This is a genomic window from Bradyrhizobium sp. DN3 (genome assembly GCF_041357655.1).
In the GTDB taxonomy this organism is placed as follows: domain Bacteria; phylum Pseudomonadota; class Alphaproteobacteria; order Rhizobiales; family Xanthobacteraceae; genus Bradyrhizobium.
Window position 1 is genome coordinate 182552 of the sequence record NZ_JAULLN010000017.1, and the last position, 13935, is coordinate 196486.

Annotated in this window: 14 protein-coding genes and 1 pseudogene; 8 read left to right on the forward strand and 7 right to left on the reverse strand. The window is 63.8% G+C overall.

The genetic code is table 11. From position 1 onward, the window contains the following. Nucleotides 1-20: 20 nt before the first annotated feature. Together AAE027_RS24700 and AAE027_RS24705 are read right to left on the reverse strand one after the other, a co-directional pair. Nucleotides 21-482: a DUF488 domain-containing protein gene (locus AAE027_RS24700; RefSeq protein WP_370988948.1), complete on the reverse strand. Its 462-nt coding sequence runs from the start codon at nt 480-482 to the stop codon at nt 21-23. An 8-nt stretch (nt 483-490) separates the two neighbouring features. After that, nucleotides 491-1327 carry a DUF72 domain-containing protein gene (locus AAE027_RS24705; RefSeq protein WP_370988949.1) on the reverse strand — a complete coding sequence of 279 codons (837 nt, stop codon included), beginning with the start codon at nt 1325-1327 and terminating at the stop codon, nt 491-493. A gap of 95 nt (nt 1328-1422) precedes the next feature. On the opposite strand from AAE027_RS24705, the gene AAE027_RS24710 reads away from it, so the two are divergent. The 4 genes from AAE027_RS24710 (at nt 1423) to AAE027_RS24725 (ending at nt 4955) form a co-directional block, all read left to right on the forward strand. Continuing rightward, on the forward strand, nt 1423-1788 hold the full coding sequence (locus AAE027_RS24710) for a hypothetical protein (RefSeq protein ID WP_370988950.1): 366 nt from the start codon (nt 1423-1425) through the stop codon (nt 1786-1788). 87 nt (nt 1789-1875) lie between these two features. After that, nucleotides 1876-2070 (forward strand): hypothetical protein, encoded by a 195-nt coding sequence (locus AAE027_RS24715; RefSeq protein WP_091888901.1) that lies wholly within the window; start codon nt 1876-1878, stop codon nt 2068-2070. 242 nt (nt 2071-2312) lie between these two features. Then, nucleotides 2313-3446 carry a glycosyltransferase family 2 protein gene (locus tag AAE027_RS24720; RefSeq protein WP_370988951.1) on the forward strand — a complete coding sequence of 378 codons (1134 nt, stop codon included), beginning with the start codon at nt 2313-2315 and terminating at the stop codon, nt 3444-3446. A 6-nt stretch (nt 3447-3452) separates the two neighbouring features. After that, nucleotides 3453-4955 (forward strand): glycosyltransferase family 39 protein, encoded by a 1503-nt coding sequence (locus tag AAE027_RS24725; protein ID WP_370988952.1) that lies wholly within the window; start codon nt 3453-3455, stop codon nt 4953-4955. Between the two features lie 176 nt (nt 4956-5131). Here AAE027_RS24725 and AAE027_RS24730 read toward each other — a convergent pair whose 3' ends face one another. Continuing rightward, entirely contained in the window at nt 5132-7021 is a 1890-nt protein-coding gene (locus tag AAE027_RS24730; RefSeq protein WP_370988953.1) for a CHASE2 domain-containing protein, read from the reverse strand. 61 nt (nt 7022-7082) lie between these two features. Then, nucleotides 7083-7607 (reverse strand): FecR domain-containing protein, encoded by a 525-nt coding sequence (locus tag AAE027_RS24735; protein WP_370988954.1) that lies wholly within the window; start codon nt 7605-7607, stop codon nt 7083-7085. Nucleotides 7608-8285: 678 nt separating this feature from the next. Here AAE027_RS24735 and AAE027_RS24740 point away from each other — a divergent pair. Next, nucleotides 8286-9392: a DUF2778 domain-containing protein gene (locus tag AAE027_RS24740; RefSeq protein WP_370988955.1), complete on the forward strand. Its 1107-nt coding sequence runs from the start codon at nt 8286-8288 to the stop codon at nt 9390-9392. 123 nt (nt 9393-9515) lie between these two features. Here AAE027_RS24740 and AAE027_RS24745 read toward each other — a convergent pair whose 3' ends face one another. After that, nucleotides 9516-10109, reverse strand: coding sequence for a cysteine hydrolase family protein (locus AAE027_RS24745; RefSeq protein ID WP_370988956.1), 594 nt, complete (start codon nt 10107-10109; stop codon nt 9516-9518). A 129-nt stretch (nt 10110-10238) separates the two neighbouring features. Between AAE027_RS24745 and AAE027_RS24750 the strand changes: the two genes are divergently transcribed. Then, the gene (locus AAE027_RS24750) at nt 10239-11072 is read left to right on the forward strand and encodes a LysR family transcriptional regulator (protein ID WP_370988957.1); all 834 of its coding nucleotides are present in this window, start codon (nt 10239-10241) and stop codon (nt 11070-11072) included. A 177-nt stretch (nt 11073-11249) separates the two neighbouring features. Further along, a complete protein-coding gene (lepB, locus tag AAE027_RS24755) occupies nt 11250-11993 on the forward strand; it encodes a signal peptidase I (protein ID WP_370988958.1) in 744 nt (247 codons plus the stop codon). Nucleotides 11994-12052: 59 nt separating this feature from the next. Here the strand turns inward: lepB and AAE027_RS24760 are convergent. Beyond that, nucleotides 12053-12290 (reverse strand): annotated as a pseudogene (locus AAE027_RS24760) (GIY-YIG nuclease family protein). Between the two features lie 209 nt (nt 12291-12499). Here AAE027_RS24760 and AAE027_RS24765 point away from each other — a divergent pair. After that, nucleotides 12500-13315: a hypothetical protein gene (locus AAE027_RS24765; RefSeq protein WP_370988959.1), complete on the forward strand. Its 816-nt coding sequence runs from the start codon at nt 12500-12502 to the stop codon at nt 13313-13315. 92 nt (nt 13316-13407) lie between these two features. Here the strand turns inward: AAE027_RS24765 and AAE027_RS24770 are convergent. Then, the coding region (locus tag AAE027_RS24770; RefSeq protein ID WP_018648265.1) for a TCP-1/cpn60 chaperonin family protein at nt 13408-13935 on the reverse strand (528 nt) is incomplete at its 5' end.

The window sequence follows — 13935 nt, forward strand, 5'->3', positions numbered from 1 at the left end:
GCCCCGCAATGACGGTGTGGCTACACCTGCCGCCCCGCCAAATTCTTCACCGCCACGCCATCGCGCTCCTCGATGATCTCCGCGATCATCTGGCGGTGGCAGTGGGTGTGGTCGCGCTCGTAGCAGAGCAGGCACACGGGGCCGGCCTTCTTCACCAGCGCCGAGAGCTCGTCCATCTCTTCTCGCGCCTGCGGCGTCTTCAGGTGCTTTGAATAGATTTTTTCCAGCACGTCGTATTGGCCGCTGCGGGCGGCGAGGCGGCCTTCCTTCGGCGTGCCGAGCGCGGCGAGATGGATATAGGCGATACCGCGTTCGTCGAGTCCCGCGGAGAGCTGCTTCTTGGAGAAGCCCGGCCGTCGCGAGGATGTCACCGCGCGCACGTCGACCACGAGCTTGACGCCGGCCTGTTCCAATTCGTCCAGCACGGCCTTGGGCGGCGTCTGCTCATAACCGATGGTGAAGAGCTTCTTCGCCTTTGCCATGGGAGACCTCAGCTTACCCGCGCGATCAGTTCCATGGCGCCGTGCGGCGCGCGCACCTTGCCCTCATGGATGACGTAGGCGAACACGTCGCGCGGCTCCTTCGTCGGCTTGGCTTTGTCGACTTTCGGGAGGTCGTCGGGTTCGCTTCCCGACGCCCAGGCCTGAAAGCGCTCGGCCCAGGCATCGAGCTGCTTCGGCGGATAGCAGGTCTTGATCTCGTCATTGCCCTTCTGAAGCCGTGCATAGACGAAATCGCCGGCGACGTCGGCAATCGCCGGATATTTGCCGTGCTCGGCGAACACCACCGGCGTCTCGAATTCGCGGATCAGCGCGACGAAGTCAGGCGTGCAGAAGCTGTCATGGCGCACTTCCACGACATGGCGCAGTGCGCGCCCCTCGAGCTTGCGCGGCAGTAGCTCCAAAAATTTGCCGAAATCGGCGCCGTCGAATTTTTTGGTCGGCGCGAACTGCCACAGCACAGGCCCGAGATGGTCGCCGAGCTCCAGCACGCCGGAATCGTAGAACCGCTTGATGGAATCGCCGGCCTCGGCGAGCACACGGCGGTTGGTGGCGAAGCGTGGGCCCTTTACCGAGAACACGAAACTCTCGGGCACCTCGCTCGCCCATTTGCGAAAGCTCTCCGGCTTCTGTGAGCCGTAATAGGTGCCGTTGATCTCGATCGAGGTCAGCTTGGAGGCGGCGTAGGACAACTCCTTGGCCTGCGTCAGCTTCTCCGGATAGAACACGCCGCGCCAGGGCTCGAAGGTCCAGCCGCCGATGCCGATGAAGATGTTGCCGGATTTTTTGGACGCGGTTTTTGCTTTGGCCACGGAAGGATCTCGCATCGACGGGGAGGGACCTCATCCTAATCAAACCAGTTGTGATTGGCCAGTTGGCCCGTCCCGTCTAAGCTCGCGACCCGCGAAGAAGGAGAACAAGAATGCGGATGCTGTTGCTGGGAGCCGCGCTCGTCATGATGACATCTGCTGCCATGGCGGATGATGACGACGCGAAAAGCGCACAGAAGCTCGCCCAGCAGGGCCGCGACGATTACTGGCATTGCCTGGCGCGGGAATATTCCCGCGACTCAAATCAGGGCCTGTCGGAACAGGATTTTGGCCGTTCGGTCGCGGGCGCCTGTCCGTCGGAGCGGCAATATTACCGGGTGGTGCTGCTCGACTATCTCACCACGCAGTATCCCAACATCGATGCCGGCGCCCATCTCGCCACCGCGAACAGGGCGGTGGTGTCGGCGCAGAAGGACATCGTGACGGCCTTCGTCAAGCACCGGCCGCCGCAGAAATAACTCCATTGACCGTTGCTGCCCGGCAGCTCTTCCGGCTGCGCGCTCATCCATGGTATCACTGGACGCATCTGGAACAGGGATGGGTCCATGTCGTCTGAGTCGGTGGGGGGCATTCTGGGCGCGATCGTCGCGGCGATCGTGCTTGCGGTCGCCGTCGTGTTCGGACCGATTGGCCAGTACGGCAAGCCGGCGAAAGTCGAGCAGGCCCCTTCTGCGGCACCCGCAGCCCCGGCCGCTCCGGCGCCGCGAGGGCCGGTGATTCGGGAAGTACCCAACCAATAGGGCGCCAAAATCGGGTTTTGGTCCTCTTGCGAAGCGGATTCGTCGTTCCTATCTAGCTTTCAACGGCGACGTTGAGCGAAAACTCCGTCGCTGGGACGACCTTGGAATAGCTTGGGCTCGCGCCGGATGTACGCGCGGTCCGCCGTTCCGGGGTCGTTGGCATTTTAGGGCCTCTTTTGGCCCGTTCCCCTTGGAAAACCCCGGCTTGGCAGCGCATGACGCGGCGGATATACGCTGCCGTCATGAATGAAGTGATCAGACCGGGCGTCGACAACCTGCCGCAGGCTCAAGAAGGGCCGGAACTGTCGGTCATTGTCCCGACCTTCAACGAGCGCGACAACGTCACGGTGCTGTACCGGCGGCTGGAGGCGACACTCGCCAACGTCGCCTGGGAGGTCGTGTTCGTCGACGACAATTCGCCCGACGGCACCTGGGACGTCGTGCGCGCGCTGGCGCAGCGCGACAGCCGCGTGCGCTGCGTCCGCCGCATCGGCCGCCGCGGCCTGTCGGGCGCCTGCATCGAGGGCATCCTCGCTTCGAGTGCACCCTTTGTGGCCGTGATCGACGCCGACCTCCAGCACGACGAGACGCAACTGCCGAAGATGCTGTTGCTGCTCGCGAGCGACGAGGCCGACCTCGTGGTCGGCAGCCGCTACATCGAGGGCTACAAGAGCGAGGGTTTCAACAAGCAGCGCGCCGGCGCCAGTGCCCTCGCGACCGAGGTCGCCAGGAAGATGCTGCGGGTCGAGATCGCCGATCCCATGAGCGGCTTCTTCATGATTCGCCGCGATCGGTTCGAGCAGCTCGCGCCAAAGCTTTCGGTGCACGGTTTCAAGATCCTGCTCGACCTCGTCGCGACCGCGCATGGCGGCTTGCGGGCGGTCGAGATTCCCTACACCTTCGGCGCCCGCCAGCACGGCGAGAGCAAGCTCGATTCCATGGTCGCGCTGGACTTCCTCGGCCTCGTCCTGGCCAAGCTGAGCAACGACATCGTCTCGCTGCGCTTCATCCTGTTCGCGATGGTCGGCGGCATCGGCCTCGTGGTGCATTTGACCACGCTGTTCATCGCGCTTCAGCTGTTCAAGGCGCCGTTCCCGGAGGCGCAGGCCGCCGGCGCTATCGTCGCCATGACCAGCAATTTCATTCTCAACAACTTCCTCACCTATCGCGACCAGCGGCTGAAGGGTCTTGCGCTGCTGCGCGGCCTGATCGCCTTCTACATCGTGTGTAGCGTCGGCCTGCTCGCCAATGTCGGCGTCGCATTCTCGGTCTACGATCAGGAGCCAATCTGGTGGCTGGCCGGCATGGCCGGCGCGCTGATGGGCGTGGTGTGGAATTACGCGATGTCCGGACTGTTCGTCTGGCGCAAGAAATAGCGCGATATGGGGGGAGCTGACGCGGGGATCGTCCGCAACACCGCGCTGGCAATTCTTGCGCTGGTCGGCTTGCGACTGGTCGCCGCCGCGTTCACGCCGATCACCTTCGACGAAGCCTATTACTGGATGTGGTCGAACAATCTGGCGGGCGGTTACTACGACCACCCGCCGATGGTGGCCTATGTGATCCGCGCCGGCACCATGATCGCAGGCGACACCGAGCTCGGCGTTCGCCTGGTCTCGATCCTGCTGGCGCTGCCGATGAGCTATGCGGTCTATCGCTCCGCCGCGATCTTGTTCGGCGGCGCGCGCGTGGCCGCGAACAGCGCCATCCTGCTCAACGTGACAATGATGGCGTCGGTCGGCACGCTGATCGTGACGCCCGATGCGCCGCTGCTGGTCGCCTCCAGCTTCGTGCTGTTCTTCCTCGCAAAGGTGCTGGAGACCGGCCGCGGCGTTTGGTGGCTCGCGGTCGGCGCAGCCGTTGGCGCGGCGCTGCTGTCGAAATATACGGCAATGTTCTTCGGGCTCGCGATCCTGATCTGGCTCGCGGCCGTGCCGAAGCTCAGGCCCTGGTTCCTCTCGCCGTGGCCCTATCTCGGTGGTCTCGTTGCTCTTGCGCTGTTCTCGCCGGTGATCCTCTGGAATGCGGACCATCAATGGGTCTCGTTCGCAAAGCAGCTTGGCCGCGCCAGAATCGAGGACTTCCGTCCCGTCTTCATTGCCGAGCTGATCCCGACCCAGATCGCGTTCGCGACCCCGCTCGTCTTCATCCTGGGTGCGATGGGGCTGCATGCGCTGACCTGGCACCGGGCCGGTGCATTGGCCTCGCGCGTGCTGATCGAGACGATGTTCTGGACCATCGTCGCCTATTTCGTCTGGCATTCCCTGCATGCCCGCGTCGAGGCCAACTGGTTCGCGCCGGTCTATCCGCCCTTCATCGTCGCCGCGGCCGCTGCCGCCAATCTCGTGCAATGGAAGCCGCGCCAGCGGCGCCTGTTGGATTTCTGCCTGCGCTGGGCCGCGCCAACAGGCGTCGTGATGTTTGCAGCCCTAATCGTGCAGGCCAATACCGGCTGGCTGTCCGGATATCGCCGCGATGCCACCGTCCGCAGCGTCGGCATCGGTTGGCGCGATCTTGCTGCCGAGATCGAAGCCGTGCGCGCGCGCAGTGGCGCGACCTGTGTGCTCGCGCAGGACTATGGCACCACGGGCTGGCTTGCCTTTTATCTGCCGCGCGGCACCTGCGTGGCGCAGCAGAGCCAGCGCATCCGCTGGGTCAACATGCCCGAGCCCGATCCCAAGCTGGTCGCCGGCAAGCTGCTCTATGTCGACGAGCTGCGCAGCGATGGTCATCCCGTCCTCAACAATCTCTTCGCGACGGTGACGCAGATTGCGCAATTGCAGCGCAAGCGCGGGCCTCTGGTGGTCGAGACCTACGGCATCGATCTCTTGGAAGGCGCCAAGGGCGACGTGCTCGACCGCTCACCGCCGCCGGAAGCGCGGTAGCGGCCGCCGTCGTCCCGGCGAAGGCCGGGACCCATACCGCGTGATGTATCGATGAGCGAAGGTGCTCGCACCGCGCTGAGACCTGCCACTGACGGTCTTCGCCAAACTTCTCCCCGGAGTATGGGTCCCGGCCTTCGCCGGGACGACAGCGGAGTGTTGGACGAATAGCTGGCTCTTCAGCCGATCATCTCGGCCCTGGTGGCCGGCTGGTCCGGCCCATCGCGGTCCCGCCAGAACCAGACGGTCACGACGCCGGAGCGACCGCGGACCTGGGTGAGCAGGGGGCCTGACAGGATGCCGTCGGGAGCGCCGTGGAAGTCGGCGGTATTCAGCAGCGTATCGCTCAGCGCGAGCCGCGCGTCGTTCTGGGCAGCGACCTCCATCAGCCGGCTCGCGACGTTGACGGTGTCGCCGGTCGCGGTGATGTGCTGATGGCTTTCGCCAAGGCGCGAGGCAACGATCTCGCCGAAATGCGCGCCGATCTTGAAGCCGAATTGATGCCCGATCGCTGGCGGCAGCGAGGCGATCCAGCGTTCGACGCCGCGATGCAAGTCGATTGCGCATTTCAGCGCGCGCGCCGCGTCATCGGGCATGGCGCGCGGCAGGCCGAACAGGATCATGGCCCCGTCGCCGAGAAAGCCGGTGATCAAGCCGCCGCAATCGACCGCAGTGTTGTCGATCAGCGCGTGAAACGCCTTCAGGATTTCCTGGAGCGCGTCTGGATCGGTCCGTTCGCTCAGCGCCGTGAAGCCGGAGAGATCGATGAAGACCACGGCTGCGTCTTGGCGGACGGGCTTGGACAGGAAATTCGGATCGCGCGCCAGCCAGTTCTGCACCGCGGGTGCCTGGAATTGCGCCAGGGACCTGCTCTTGGCGGCGAGATATTGCGTGCGGCGGCCTCCCGCCCACAGCTGCACGCCGGCAAAGACCGCAACCGGCGGCACCGTGGCCGCGAGCGTGGTCGCGGCGTTCAACCAGACCCCATGCGTGAACGCGAGCACGTTGAACCCGGCCCAGGCGAGCATCACCGCGGCCGCCGCTATGATGCCGAGCGCACTGCGCCGCCAGGCGAGCAGGCCGACCAGCAGCATCGGCAAGAGGCTCGCGGCGAGCGCGTCGGCGATATGGACCCGGCGGTCGCGCACGATGCTGTCGCCGGCGACAAGGTGGGTGATCGCGGTCGAGACCACCTCGACGCCGGGCATCAGCGAATCGAACGGCGTCGGGTAGAAGTCGCCGCCGCCGGCGACCGCGGCGCCGATCACGACGATCCGGTTCTCGATCACCGCGCGGTTGAGAGTGCCGTCGAAGATGCTCTGCGCACTGACGGTGCGGATGGTGCGGCGCGGGCCGTAATAGGTGATCGGCAGCGCGAAGTCGCTGTCGGTCGGCACCGTGCGGTCGCCGAGCCTGAGATGATCCGGCGCGATCGTCAGCGGCTTGTCCAGCGCGCGGGCCGCCACGCGCAAGGGGAACGACAGCTCGACCTTGTCGGCCGTCCGGAACAGCATCGGCACCGAGAGCGGCGAGCCCGACTGTCCCGTCGCGACGTTGACGACGCCGACCTCGGCATGGTCGGCGAACGCAGGCAGCGGCAGCAGGAAGCGCTCGGCCTGCGGCAGGACGGCGAGGGGACCGTCGCTGCTCGGCGCCACGGTTTCGCTGGCGGCCGGGAAGATCGCCGCGGCCGCGAGCACCATCGGGCCGGTGGCGAGCGTGTTGGCGAGCGTCGCATCTCCGATCGCGGCGCTGCGGTCGACCAGCAGCAAGTCGATCGCGACGACCTTCGGCTTGAATTGCACGATGGTGTCGACGACGCGGGCGAGATCGGCGCGCGGCAGCGGATAGCTGCCGCCGCGCTTCACCACGGTATCGTCGATCGCGACGATGGTGACGAGATCGGGCGGACGCTGCACGCCGCGGACCTGGGTCCGCCAATCCGTCAGCGTCGCTTCGAGGCGGTCGAGAAAGCGCAGATGGCCGTTGGCGTGCGCGGCATAGACGCCCGCGCCCCACAGCGCGGTGAGGACGAGTGCCACCAGGATCTGAACGCGTCGGCTACGCATGCGGTCGGTTTGCAATCTTTTATCGTCCAAAACTCATTGGCCGAGCGTTGTCGACCCGGCCTTATTGTCCGAGCCTTGCCATCAGCGCGTCGACGCGCGGCTGGCCCCATGTCTTGACGGTCAACGGGCCGGTTGGCTCGACATCGACGCCTTCACCCGGTCCGAGCACGACACCGCGTCCGCGGGCCCTGCGGCTCACGCCGACGCGGCCGTCGGCGACGAACACGGAGGTCTTGGCGTCAGCGACATCGACCGCCCATTTCGTGCCGCGCACTGCGGCGATCGCCTGCGGCGTCAGTACCTTGAAGGGATTGCCGCCGGGCTTCTTGCGCACCTCGATCAGCAGGGCTTTGCTGCTCAACTCCACGGAGTCTATATGTCCGTCGCGGTTGGCGTCCTTTAGTTCAAATCTGGCGCCGTTTTCGGCAACGATCGTGATGCCGTTGTCGCAGCGCCAGACTTGCGTGCCCGCGACTGACGGTGATGCCGTGCAGCCCGCATTGGTCGCAGGCTGTGCACTTGCAAACCCAATCAACAACAATGACCACGCCACGGCGTAAAACCCGGCGCGTGAAAAGCCTCTCATGCCAGCCTCCGTTTCGCGTGCTCGGCACAGTTCAAGGCGATGTTGATACGCCACCGTATCACCCGCAGAGGCTGCTGAAAAGTGCCGAGGTGGGAGCTATTTTCTCGTGGCGGCGATTGCCAGACCGGCGCGATCAACTTTCAGTCACGGCGCCGTGCCGCATGAGCGCTTCCGTTCGCGATGTGAGATGTGTGTGAGCTGTTGCCGCGATCGGCCGGCTCGGGGCAGGGCTGCTGGAAGCGGCGTCCGCCAGCCTCGCGCAATGCTCAGCCGCTAGGGTGAGGCGGTATTAAAGACCACGAAAATGACTTGGTTGGATGTGTTTAGAAAGGCGGCCGAGGAGGGTCGCTGACCGCACCGATCCGGCCGAGAATTATAGTTAACAATCTCGCCTAAGTCCGTAGTTCTGCGGGCTTTTTTCTCGAAATGGGACAGCATTAACGAGTTGCCCCACATCCGCCTGAACTTAATCCGCATTTAACTAAAAGTCGCCTTAATGACGCTCCGACCCTCTGCGAGATGCTGTTCCCGGATCGTGACCAGCGGCGCTTCGAAGGGGGACTGAGTGACACCGTCCTGGACGCAAGGCGAATGAGTACGAGTATCGCTGCGCAGAGTAACGCAGCACGGAAGTCCAAGAAATTCTCGAAGAATTATTCGCGGAAATCTTCCCGGAAAATGACCACCCACAATTGGCTTGGCGCCGCGGCGATCGGCTGCGTCGTGATCGGCGCCGGCTGGACCATCTACACCAACATCCTCGGCGCCAGCGTCTATCCGACCGTCGGCAACAGCGGCTACGACGAGCCGGCGATCAAGCGCGCGCCCAAGGTCGCGCTGCGCGAGGCGGGTGAGGCGGTCAAGGAAGCCTTCGCGCTCTTGCCCGACCGGTTGCAGGTGGCCGCGCCGATCTCGCGCGAGATGTTCAACGAGCGCTTTGCCGCGGCTGCGACGCAAGGTGTGGCCTCGAACGCCGCCAGCGCCGCGCCTGCCGCGCCCGCAACCAGGGTTGCCGAGGCCAAGGAAACGTCAAAGGACGCGCTAAAGGAGGCCGCGAAGCCGAGCGTGATCGCGAAGGTCGCGGACGCGCTGAAGCCGCACGGCTCGGCCAAGATTGCGGACGCTGGCAAGGCCAAGCGCGCTGACGCAGGCGTGCAGCTGGCCTCGGCCGATCCGGCCGAGATCGTGCCGGCGCCCGAGGCAAAGCCAAAATCCTTCGCCGATCGCGCCAAGGCCGCGGTGATGTCGATCACCGGTCCGCGCCAGTCGATGGTCGAAAAACTCTGGGGCAAGCGTGAGCCGTCCGGCGGGCTGCTCGCCTATGCCTCGGCCGATGCCAGCATTACCGCGTCGATCGCGCCGAAGGAGCAGAACCCGATGTTCGGTGGCGCGCCGCCCTATGAGCGCGACACCGCGGTCTACGACATCACCGCCAAGACGGTTTATCTGCCCGATGGCACCAAGCTCGAGGCGCATTCCGGCCTCGGCTCCAATCTCGACGACCCGCGCTCGTCGAAAGTCCGCATGCGCGGCGTGACGCCGCCGCACATCTACACGCTGAAGCCGCGCGAGGCGCTGTTCCACGGCGTGCCGGCGCTGCGCCTGACCCCGGTCGGCGGCGAGAGTGCGATCTACGGCCGCGACGGCTTGCTCGCGCACACCTTCATGCTCGGACCGAACGGCGATTCCAACGGCTGCGTGTCGTTCAAGGACTATTACGCATTCCTCGACGCCTACCGCAACAAGGGCATCCGCAAGCTCGCGGTGCTGGCGCGGGTGGAGTGACGTCGGCAAAGCCCGCCGATGTTTGCCCGTCTAAAGCGCGATGAGATGAGGATGAATCGTCATCGCGCTTTTGGGCCGACTTCAATGCCCCCTTGCGGGGAAAAGCCCAGATTCAGCCGGCACTCACGTCAGCGCATCGCCGCGCGCGATGATCGCGAAGCGGTCTGACAGCTCGGCCAGCGCGACCTCGTGGATGGTCCGGGCGTCCAGCGTGCCGCCGCGGCCGTCGGGCAGATCACGTGTGGCGCAGGAATCGGCATCGATGGTCGTGCGAAAGCCGAGATCGAGCGCGGCACGGGCGGTGGAGCTGACGCACATGTGCGTCATGAAGCCGGCCAACACGATGTTCTTGCGTCCGCTCGCGGCGAGCTGCGCCTGCAAGTCGGTGCCGGCGAAAGCGTTCGGCAGCTCCTTCTCGATCACGAGCTCGTCCGCGCGCGGCGCGAGCTCGGCGACGATGGCGCCGCGATCGGCGGAGCGATCGAACAGACCGCCGGATTTGCCGCGATGGGCGATGTGGATGATCGCAGATCCGCGCTCGCGCGCCCGTGCCAGCAGGGCAGCCGCCCGCGCGATCGCAGGCTTGGCGTCGGGCAGGGCAAGGGGACCTGCGAGATATTCATTCTGGATGTCGATCAGCACCAGCGCGGCGTCGCCAAGACGCGGCGGGGTGAGGTCGGCACCGGCGAGCTGCAGCAGGGTCTTTGCGGACGTCATGATCTTCAGAATCTCCAAAGCGGATCGTTGGCCTAGCATAGCTCGTTGGTAGCCTGCTGATATGCAGGGATATTGCAGCCGACGGCTGCGATATTGCAGGTCAATGCCGACCGATATAGGCTTGAAGCCATGAATTGGGACGACCTTCGCATCATCGCCGCGGTCAGGGACGAGGGCACCTATGCCGGCGCCAGCGCGCGGCTGCGCATCGACGAGACCACGGTCGGACGCCGGCTGTCGCGCATCGAGCGAGCGCTCGGCCTGCGCCTGTTTGAAGCTGCGGACGGTCTTCGCAAGCCGACCCGTCAGTGCGAGGCGGTGCTGGCGCATGTCCAGGCCATGGCGGTGCATGCCGCCGAGATCGGCCGCATCAGTGAAAGCTTGCCGGGCCCGGTGGGACGACTGCGCATCGCCACGACCAATGCGGTCGCCGAGGAGGTGCTGGCGCCGCGCGCGAGCGCCTTCCTGCGCGCCAATCCCGGCCTGACGCTGCAATTCCTGACCTCGAGTGAGAACGTCAAATTCTCCCGCTGGGAAGCCGATCTCGCGATCCGTCTGCGCAAGCCCGACAAGGGAGACTTCTCGATCTCCAGACTCGGCGACATCCGCATCTACTATTTCGAACCGGTCGCGACTGAAGGCGAGCCGGTGCTGTGCGCCTATCCGGACGAGCTCGGCGCCATTCCCGAGATGCAATTCCTGCGGACGAAGAAAATCCGGCCGCGCTGCGTCACCGACAATGTCCGCGTCATCCGCACGCTGATCCGCTCGCACCAGGCCGCGGGCGTGCTGCCGGAGCACAGCTGCACCGATTTGCTCGGCGACCGCCGCGTGCGCGCCACGCTGCTGCCGAAGCGGCGCGATGTCTGGCTGCTCGTGCAAAACCATCTCAAGCGCGACGCCGCGACCCGCGTGACAATCGACTGGGTGCGGGCCTGCTTCAGCGAGCTTGCGCGGCGATAACCCCGAGAGCGCGTGAAAACCGGAGGGCCGCCCATCGGCGGCCCTTCACATATCCGTCTGTCGCCCCGCGATGAACGCGTGGCCGCGCCTGTGCGACCAAGATCACGGAGCCGGGATTGCACGCGCGCAAAAGTTGCGTAATCTCGCGACGACTACGGAATTGATCAGGGCAGGTGCATGACCATTCTTCAGGAAACGATCCGACCGCGGTCGTCGGCGCAGTCGCGGGAATGGAAGGCGATTGTCATCCTGATCCTGCTGATCCCGGTGCTGTGGTCGCCGCCGTTCCTGTTTCGCTTCTTCCTGTATCAGCCATTCAACATCCCTTCTGGTTCGATGGCGCCGACGCTGATGGTCGGCGACTACGTCTTCGCCGCGAAATATGCCTATGGCTACGGCCACTATTCTTTCCCGTTCGCGCAGTCCTGGATCTCGGGCCGTGTCTTTGCCGCCGAGCCCGAACACGGCGATATCGTCGTATTCCGAACGGCGAAGGACAGTTCGGTCGATTACGTCAAGCGCGTGGTCGGGCTGCCCGGCGACCGCATCCAGATGCGGCAGGGCCAGCTCATCCTCAACGACCGTCCGGTGACGCGCGTCGCGCTCGAGTACGGCCTCGCCTGCGGTGTGGACGGCGGCGTCAAGGTCAAGCGCTGGCGCGAGACGCTGCCGAGCGGGGCGTCCTATGTGACCTATGACTGCATCGACAACGGCTTCCTGGACAATACCAACGTCTTCACGGTACCGCCGGGCAACTTCTTCGCGCTCGGCGACAATCGCGACAACTCCACCGACAGCCGCATGATGTCGACATTCGGTTTCGTGCCGATGGACAATCTCGTCGGGAAGGTGACGCGGATCTTCTGGTCGCTCGACGAAGACGGCGAGCCGCACATGGAGCGGCTGGGGAAGGTGGAGTGAGGCCCCGTCATTCCGGGGCGGCGCAAAGCGCCGAGCCCGGAATCCATTGATCCGCAAGTTCAGACCGCAATTTGCGGATACAGGTCGAACCACTGAGGATTCTTCTCCTCAATAAGCCGGATTTTCCATTCCCGTCGCCCACTTCTTCAATTCCTTCTCGCGCGTGATCGCGGTGATGGGATCGTCGTAGATCTCGAACCAAACAAGCCTGTCGACGGAGTACCGCTTGCTGAAACCAGGAGCGACTTTGTTCTTATGTTCATGGATGCGGCGGACGATATCATTCGTCACGCCGATGTAGAGCGTTCCGTATTTCTTGCTGGCGAGGAGGTAGACCTAATAGGCCATGAGCAAGCTGTGAAATGGATTCCGGGCTCGCGACTTCGTCGCGCCCCGGAATGACAAGATTGTGCTACCATTGGTAGAGTAGTAGAAAACAGGGCCTTGACAATGGGTAATCAGCCTTGAGGACGTTGGAAGGATAGCGCAGCAGCCAGGAGACTCGCGTGGATGACCTAGATCGGAGGCACATGGAGGAATGGAAACGGATCGGCGATTTTCTCAATTTTCCGGAAGAGCAGGAGCTGCACGATCTATTTCGCCGACTTGCATCACGCGTGTTGCACGAGTTCGATAATTTAGGAGACTATATCTGGAAGACACCAAACCTAATTGAGCATGAGCGGGCCGTAGAAGAGGAAAAGTTGCGCTCCTATTTTCCGACTACAGGGGATCCGAAGCAAGACGAAGTAGCTCAGCGTCTGCGGGATACGCGCTGGTTCTACGAGTCTGAGAAGTTGTTTGTGTCGTTTCCAAATTGGATGTCCTCGGGAAATCTCTTCTTGGCCCTTGGTTTGTTTGAATCCTATTGCTTGCGATTGGTGCGATTGATTGAGCAAAGGTCGAAATTGTCTCTGGTGGATGCGAAGGGACGAGGGACTTCCAAAATGTTGGCATTCCTCGTGTCATCAGGCATCGATGTATTCACGTTGTCTTACTATCGCGAAATGCAAGTTTCCCTAAGGGTGCGGAATTGCCTTATTCACGCAGAGGGATTGCTGGAGCTGGACAAGGATGAGAAACCGCTCCGCAGGATTATCGCGAAAGGTAAATATCTCTCGCCTGAGCACGTCAATCATCGACAGAAACGGAAATTGCCGTTCGACGAAATTGTAGTTGCTACAAGTGATCTTGGCGACCGGCTCACAATCAGTAACGACTATCCAAGACTTGTCACCACGTACGCTAGAGATTTCTTGATAAGCGCTGCTGCCGAGGCTCATCGACTCTACGCAAAAGTAGACTTGGAGAAGCGAGCTTAACTCTTGCTTCCGGATTGGGCTGACTACCAAACAAAAACCCCGGCATCGCTGCCGGGGTTTCGCATTTCGTCGTTTGCCAGAGTGGCCGGACCTTAGAAGTCCATGCCGCCCATGCCGCCGCCGGGGGGCATCGCCGGACCGGCGCCGCCCTTCTTGGGCAGCTCGGCGACCATCGCTTCCGTGGTGATCAGAAGCGCGGCAACCGAGGCTGCGTTCTGGATCGCGGTACGGACCACCTTGGTCGGGTCGATGATGCCCTTCTTGACGAGGTCGGCATATTCGCCGGTCTGGGAGTCGAAGCCGTAATTGTAGGCCTTGTTCTCCAGGATCTTGCCGACGATCACCGAGCCGTCTTCACCGGCGTTGATCGCGATCTGGCGAGCGGGCGCCGACAGCGCCTTGCGCACGATCTCGACGCCGGTCTTCTGGTCGTCGTTCTTGGTACGCAGGCCCTTGAGCTGCTCGGAGGCACGGAGCAGGGCGACGCCGCCGCCCGGGACGATGCCTTCTTCCACGGCCGCGCGGGTTGCATGCATCGCGTCATCAACGCGATCCTTGCGCTCCTTCACCTCGACCTCGGTCGCGCCGCCGACGCGGATCACCGCGACGCCGCCGGCGAG

Excerpts from the sequence above, each read along its gene's own strand:
- AAE027_RS24700 (WP_370988948.1), bottom strand. The coding sequence starts at position 482 with ATGGCAAAGGCGAAGAAGCTCTTCACCATCGGTTATGAGCAGACGCCG.
- AAE027_RS24705 (WP_370988949.1), bottom strand. The coding sequence starts at position 1,327 with ATGCGAGATCCTTCCGTGGCCAAAGCAAAAACCGCGTCCAAAAAATCC.
- AAE027_RS24710 (WP_370988950.1), top strand. The coding sequence starts at position 1,423 with ATGCGGATGCTGTTGCTGGGAGCCGCGCTCGTCATGATGACATCTGCT.
- AAE027_RS24715 (WP_091888901.1), top strand. The coding sequence starts at position 1,876 with ATGTCGTCTGAGTCGGTGGGGGGCATTCTGGGCGCGATCGTCGCGGCG.
- AAE027_RS24720 (WP_370988951.1), top strand. The coding sequence starts at position 2,313 with ATGAATGAAGTGATCAGACCGGGCGTCGACAACCTGCCGCAGGCTCAA.
- AAE027_RS24725 (WP_370988952.1), top strand. The coding sequence starts at position 3,453 with ATGGGGGGAGCTGACGCGGGGATCGTCCGCAACACCGCGCTGGCAATT.
- AAE027_RS24730 (WP_370988953.1), bottom strand. The coding sequence starts at position 7,021 with ATGCGTAGCCGACGCGTTCAGATCCTGGTGGCACTCGTCCTCACCGCG.
- AAE027_RS24735 (WP_370988954.1), bottom strand. The coding sequence starts at position 7,607 with ATGAGAGGCTTTTCACGCGCCGGGTTTTACGCCGTGGCGTGGTCATTG.
- AAE027_RS24740 (WP_370988955.1), top strand. The coding sequence starts at position 8,286 with ATGACCACCCACAATTGGCTTGGCGCCGCGGCGATCGGCTGCGTCGTG.
- AAE027_RS24745 (WP_370988956.1), bottom strand. The coding sequence starts at position 10,109 with ATGACGTCCGCAAAGACCCTGCTGCAGCTCGCCGGTGCCGACCTCACC.
- AAE027_RS24750 (WP_370988957.1), top strand. The coding sequence starts at position 10,239 with ATGAATTGGGACGACCTTCGCATCATCGCCGCGGTCAGGGACGAGGGC.
- lepB (WP_370988958.1), top strand. The coding sequence starts at position 11,250 with ATGACCATTCTTCAGGAAACGATCCGACCGCGGTCGTCGGCGCAGTCG.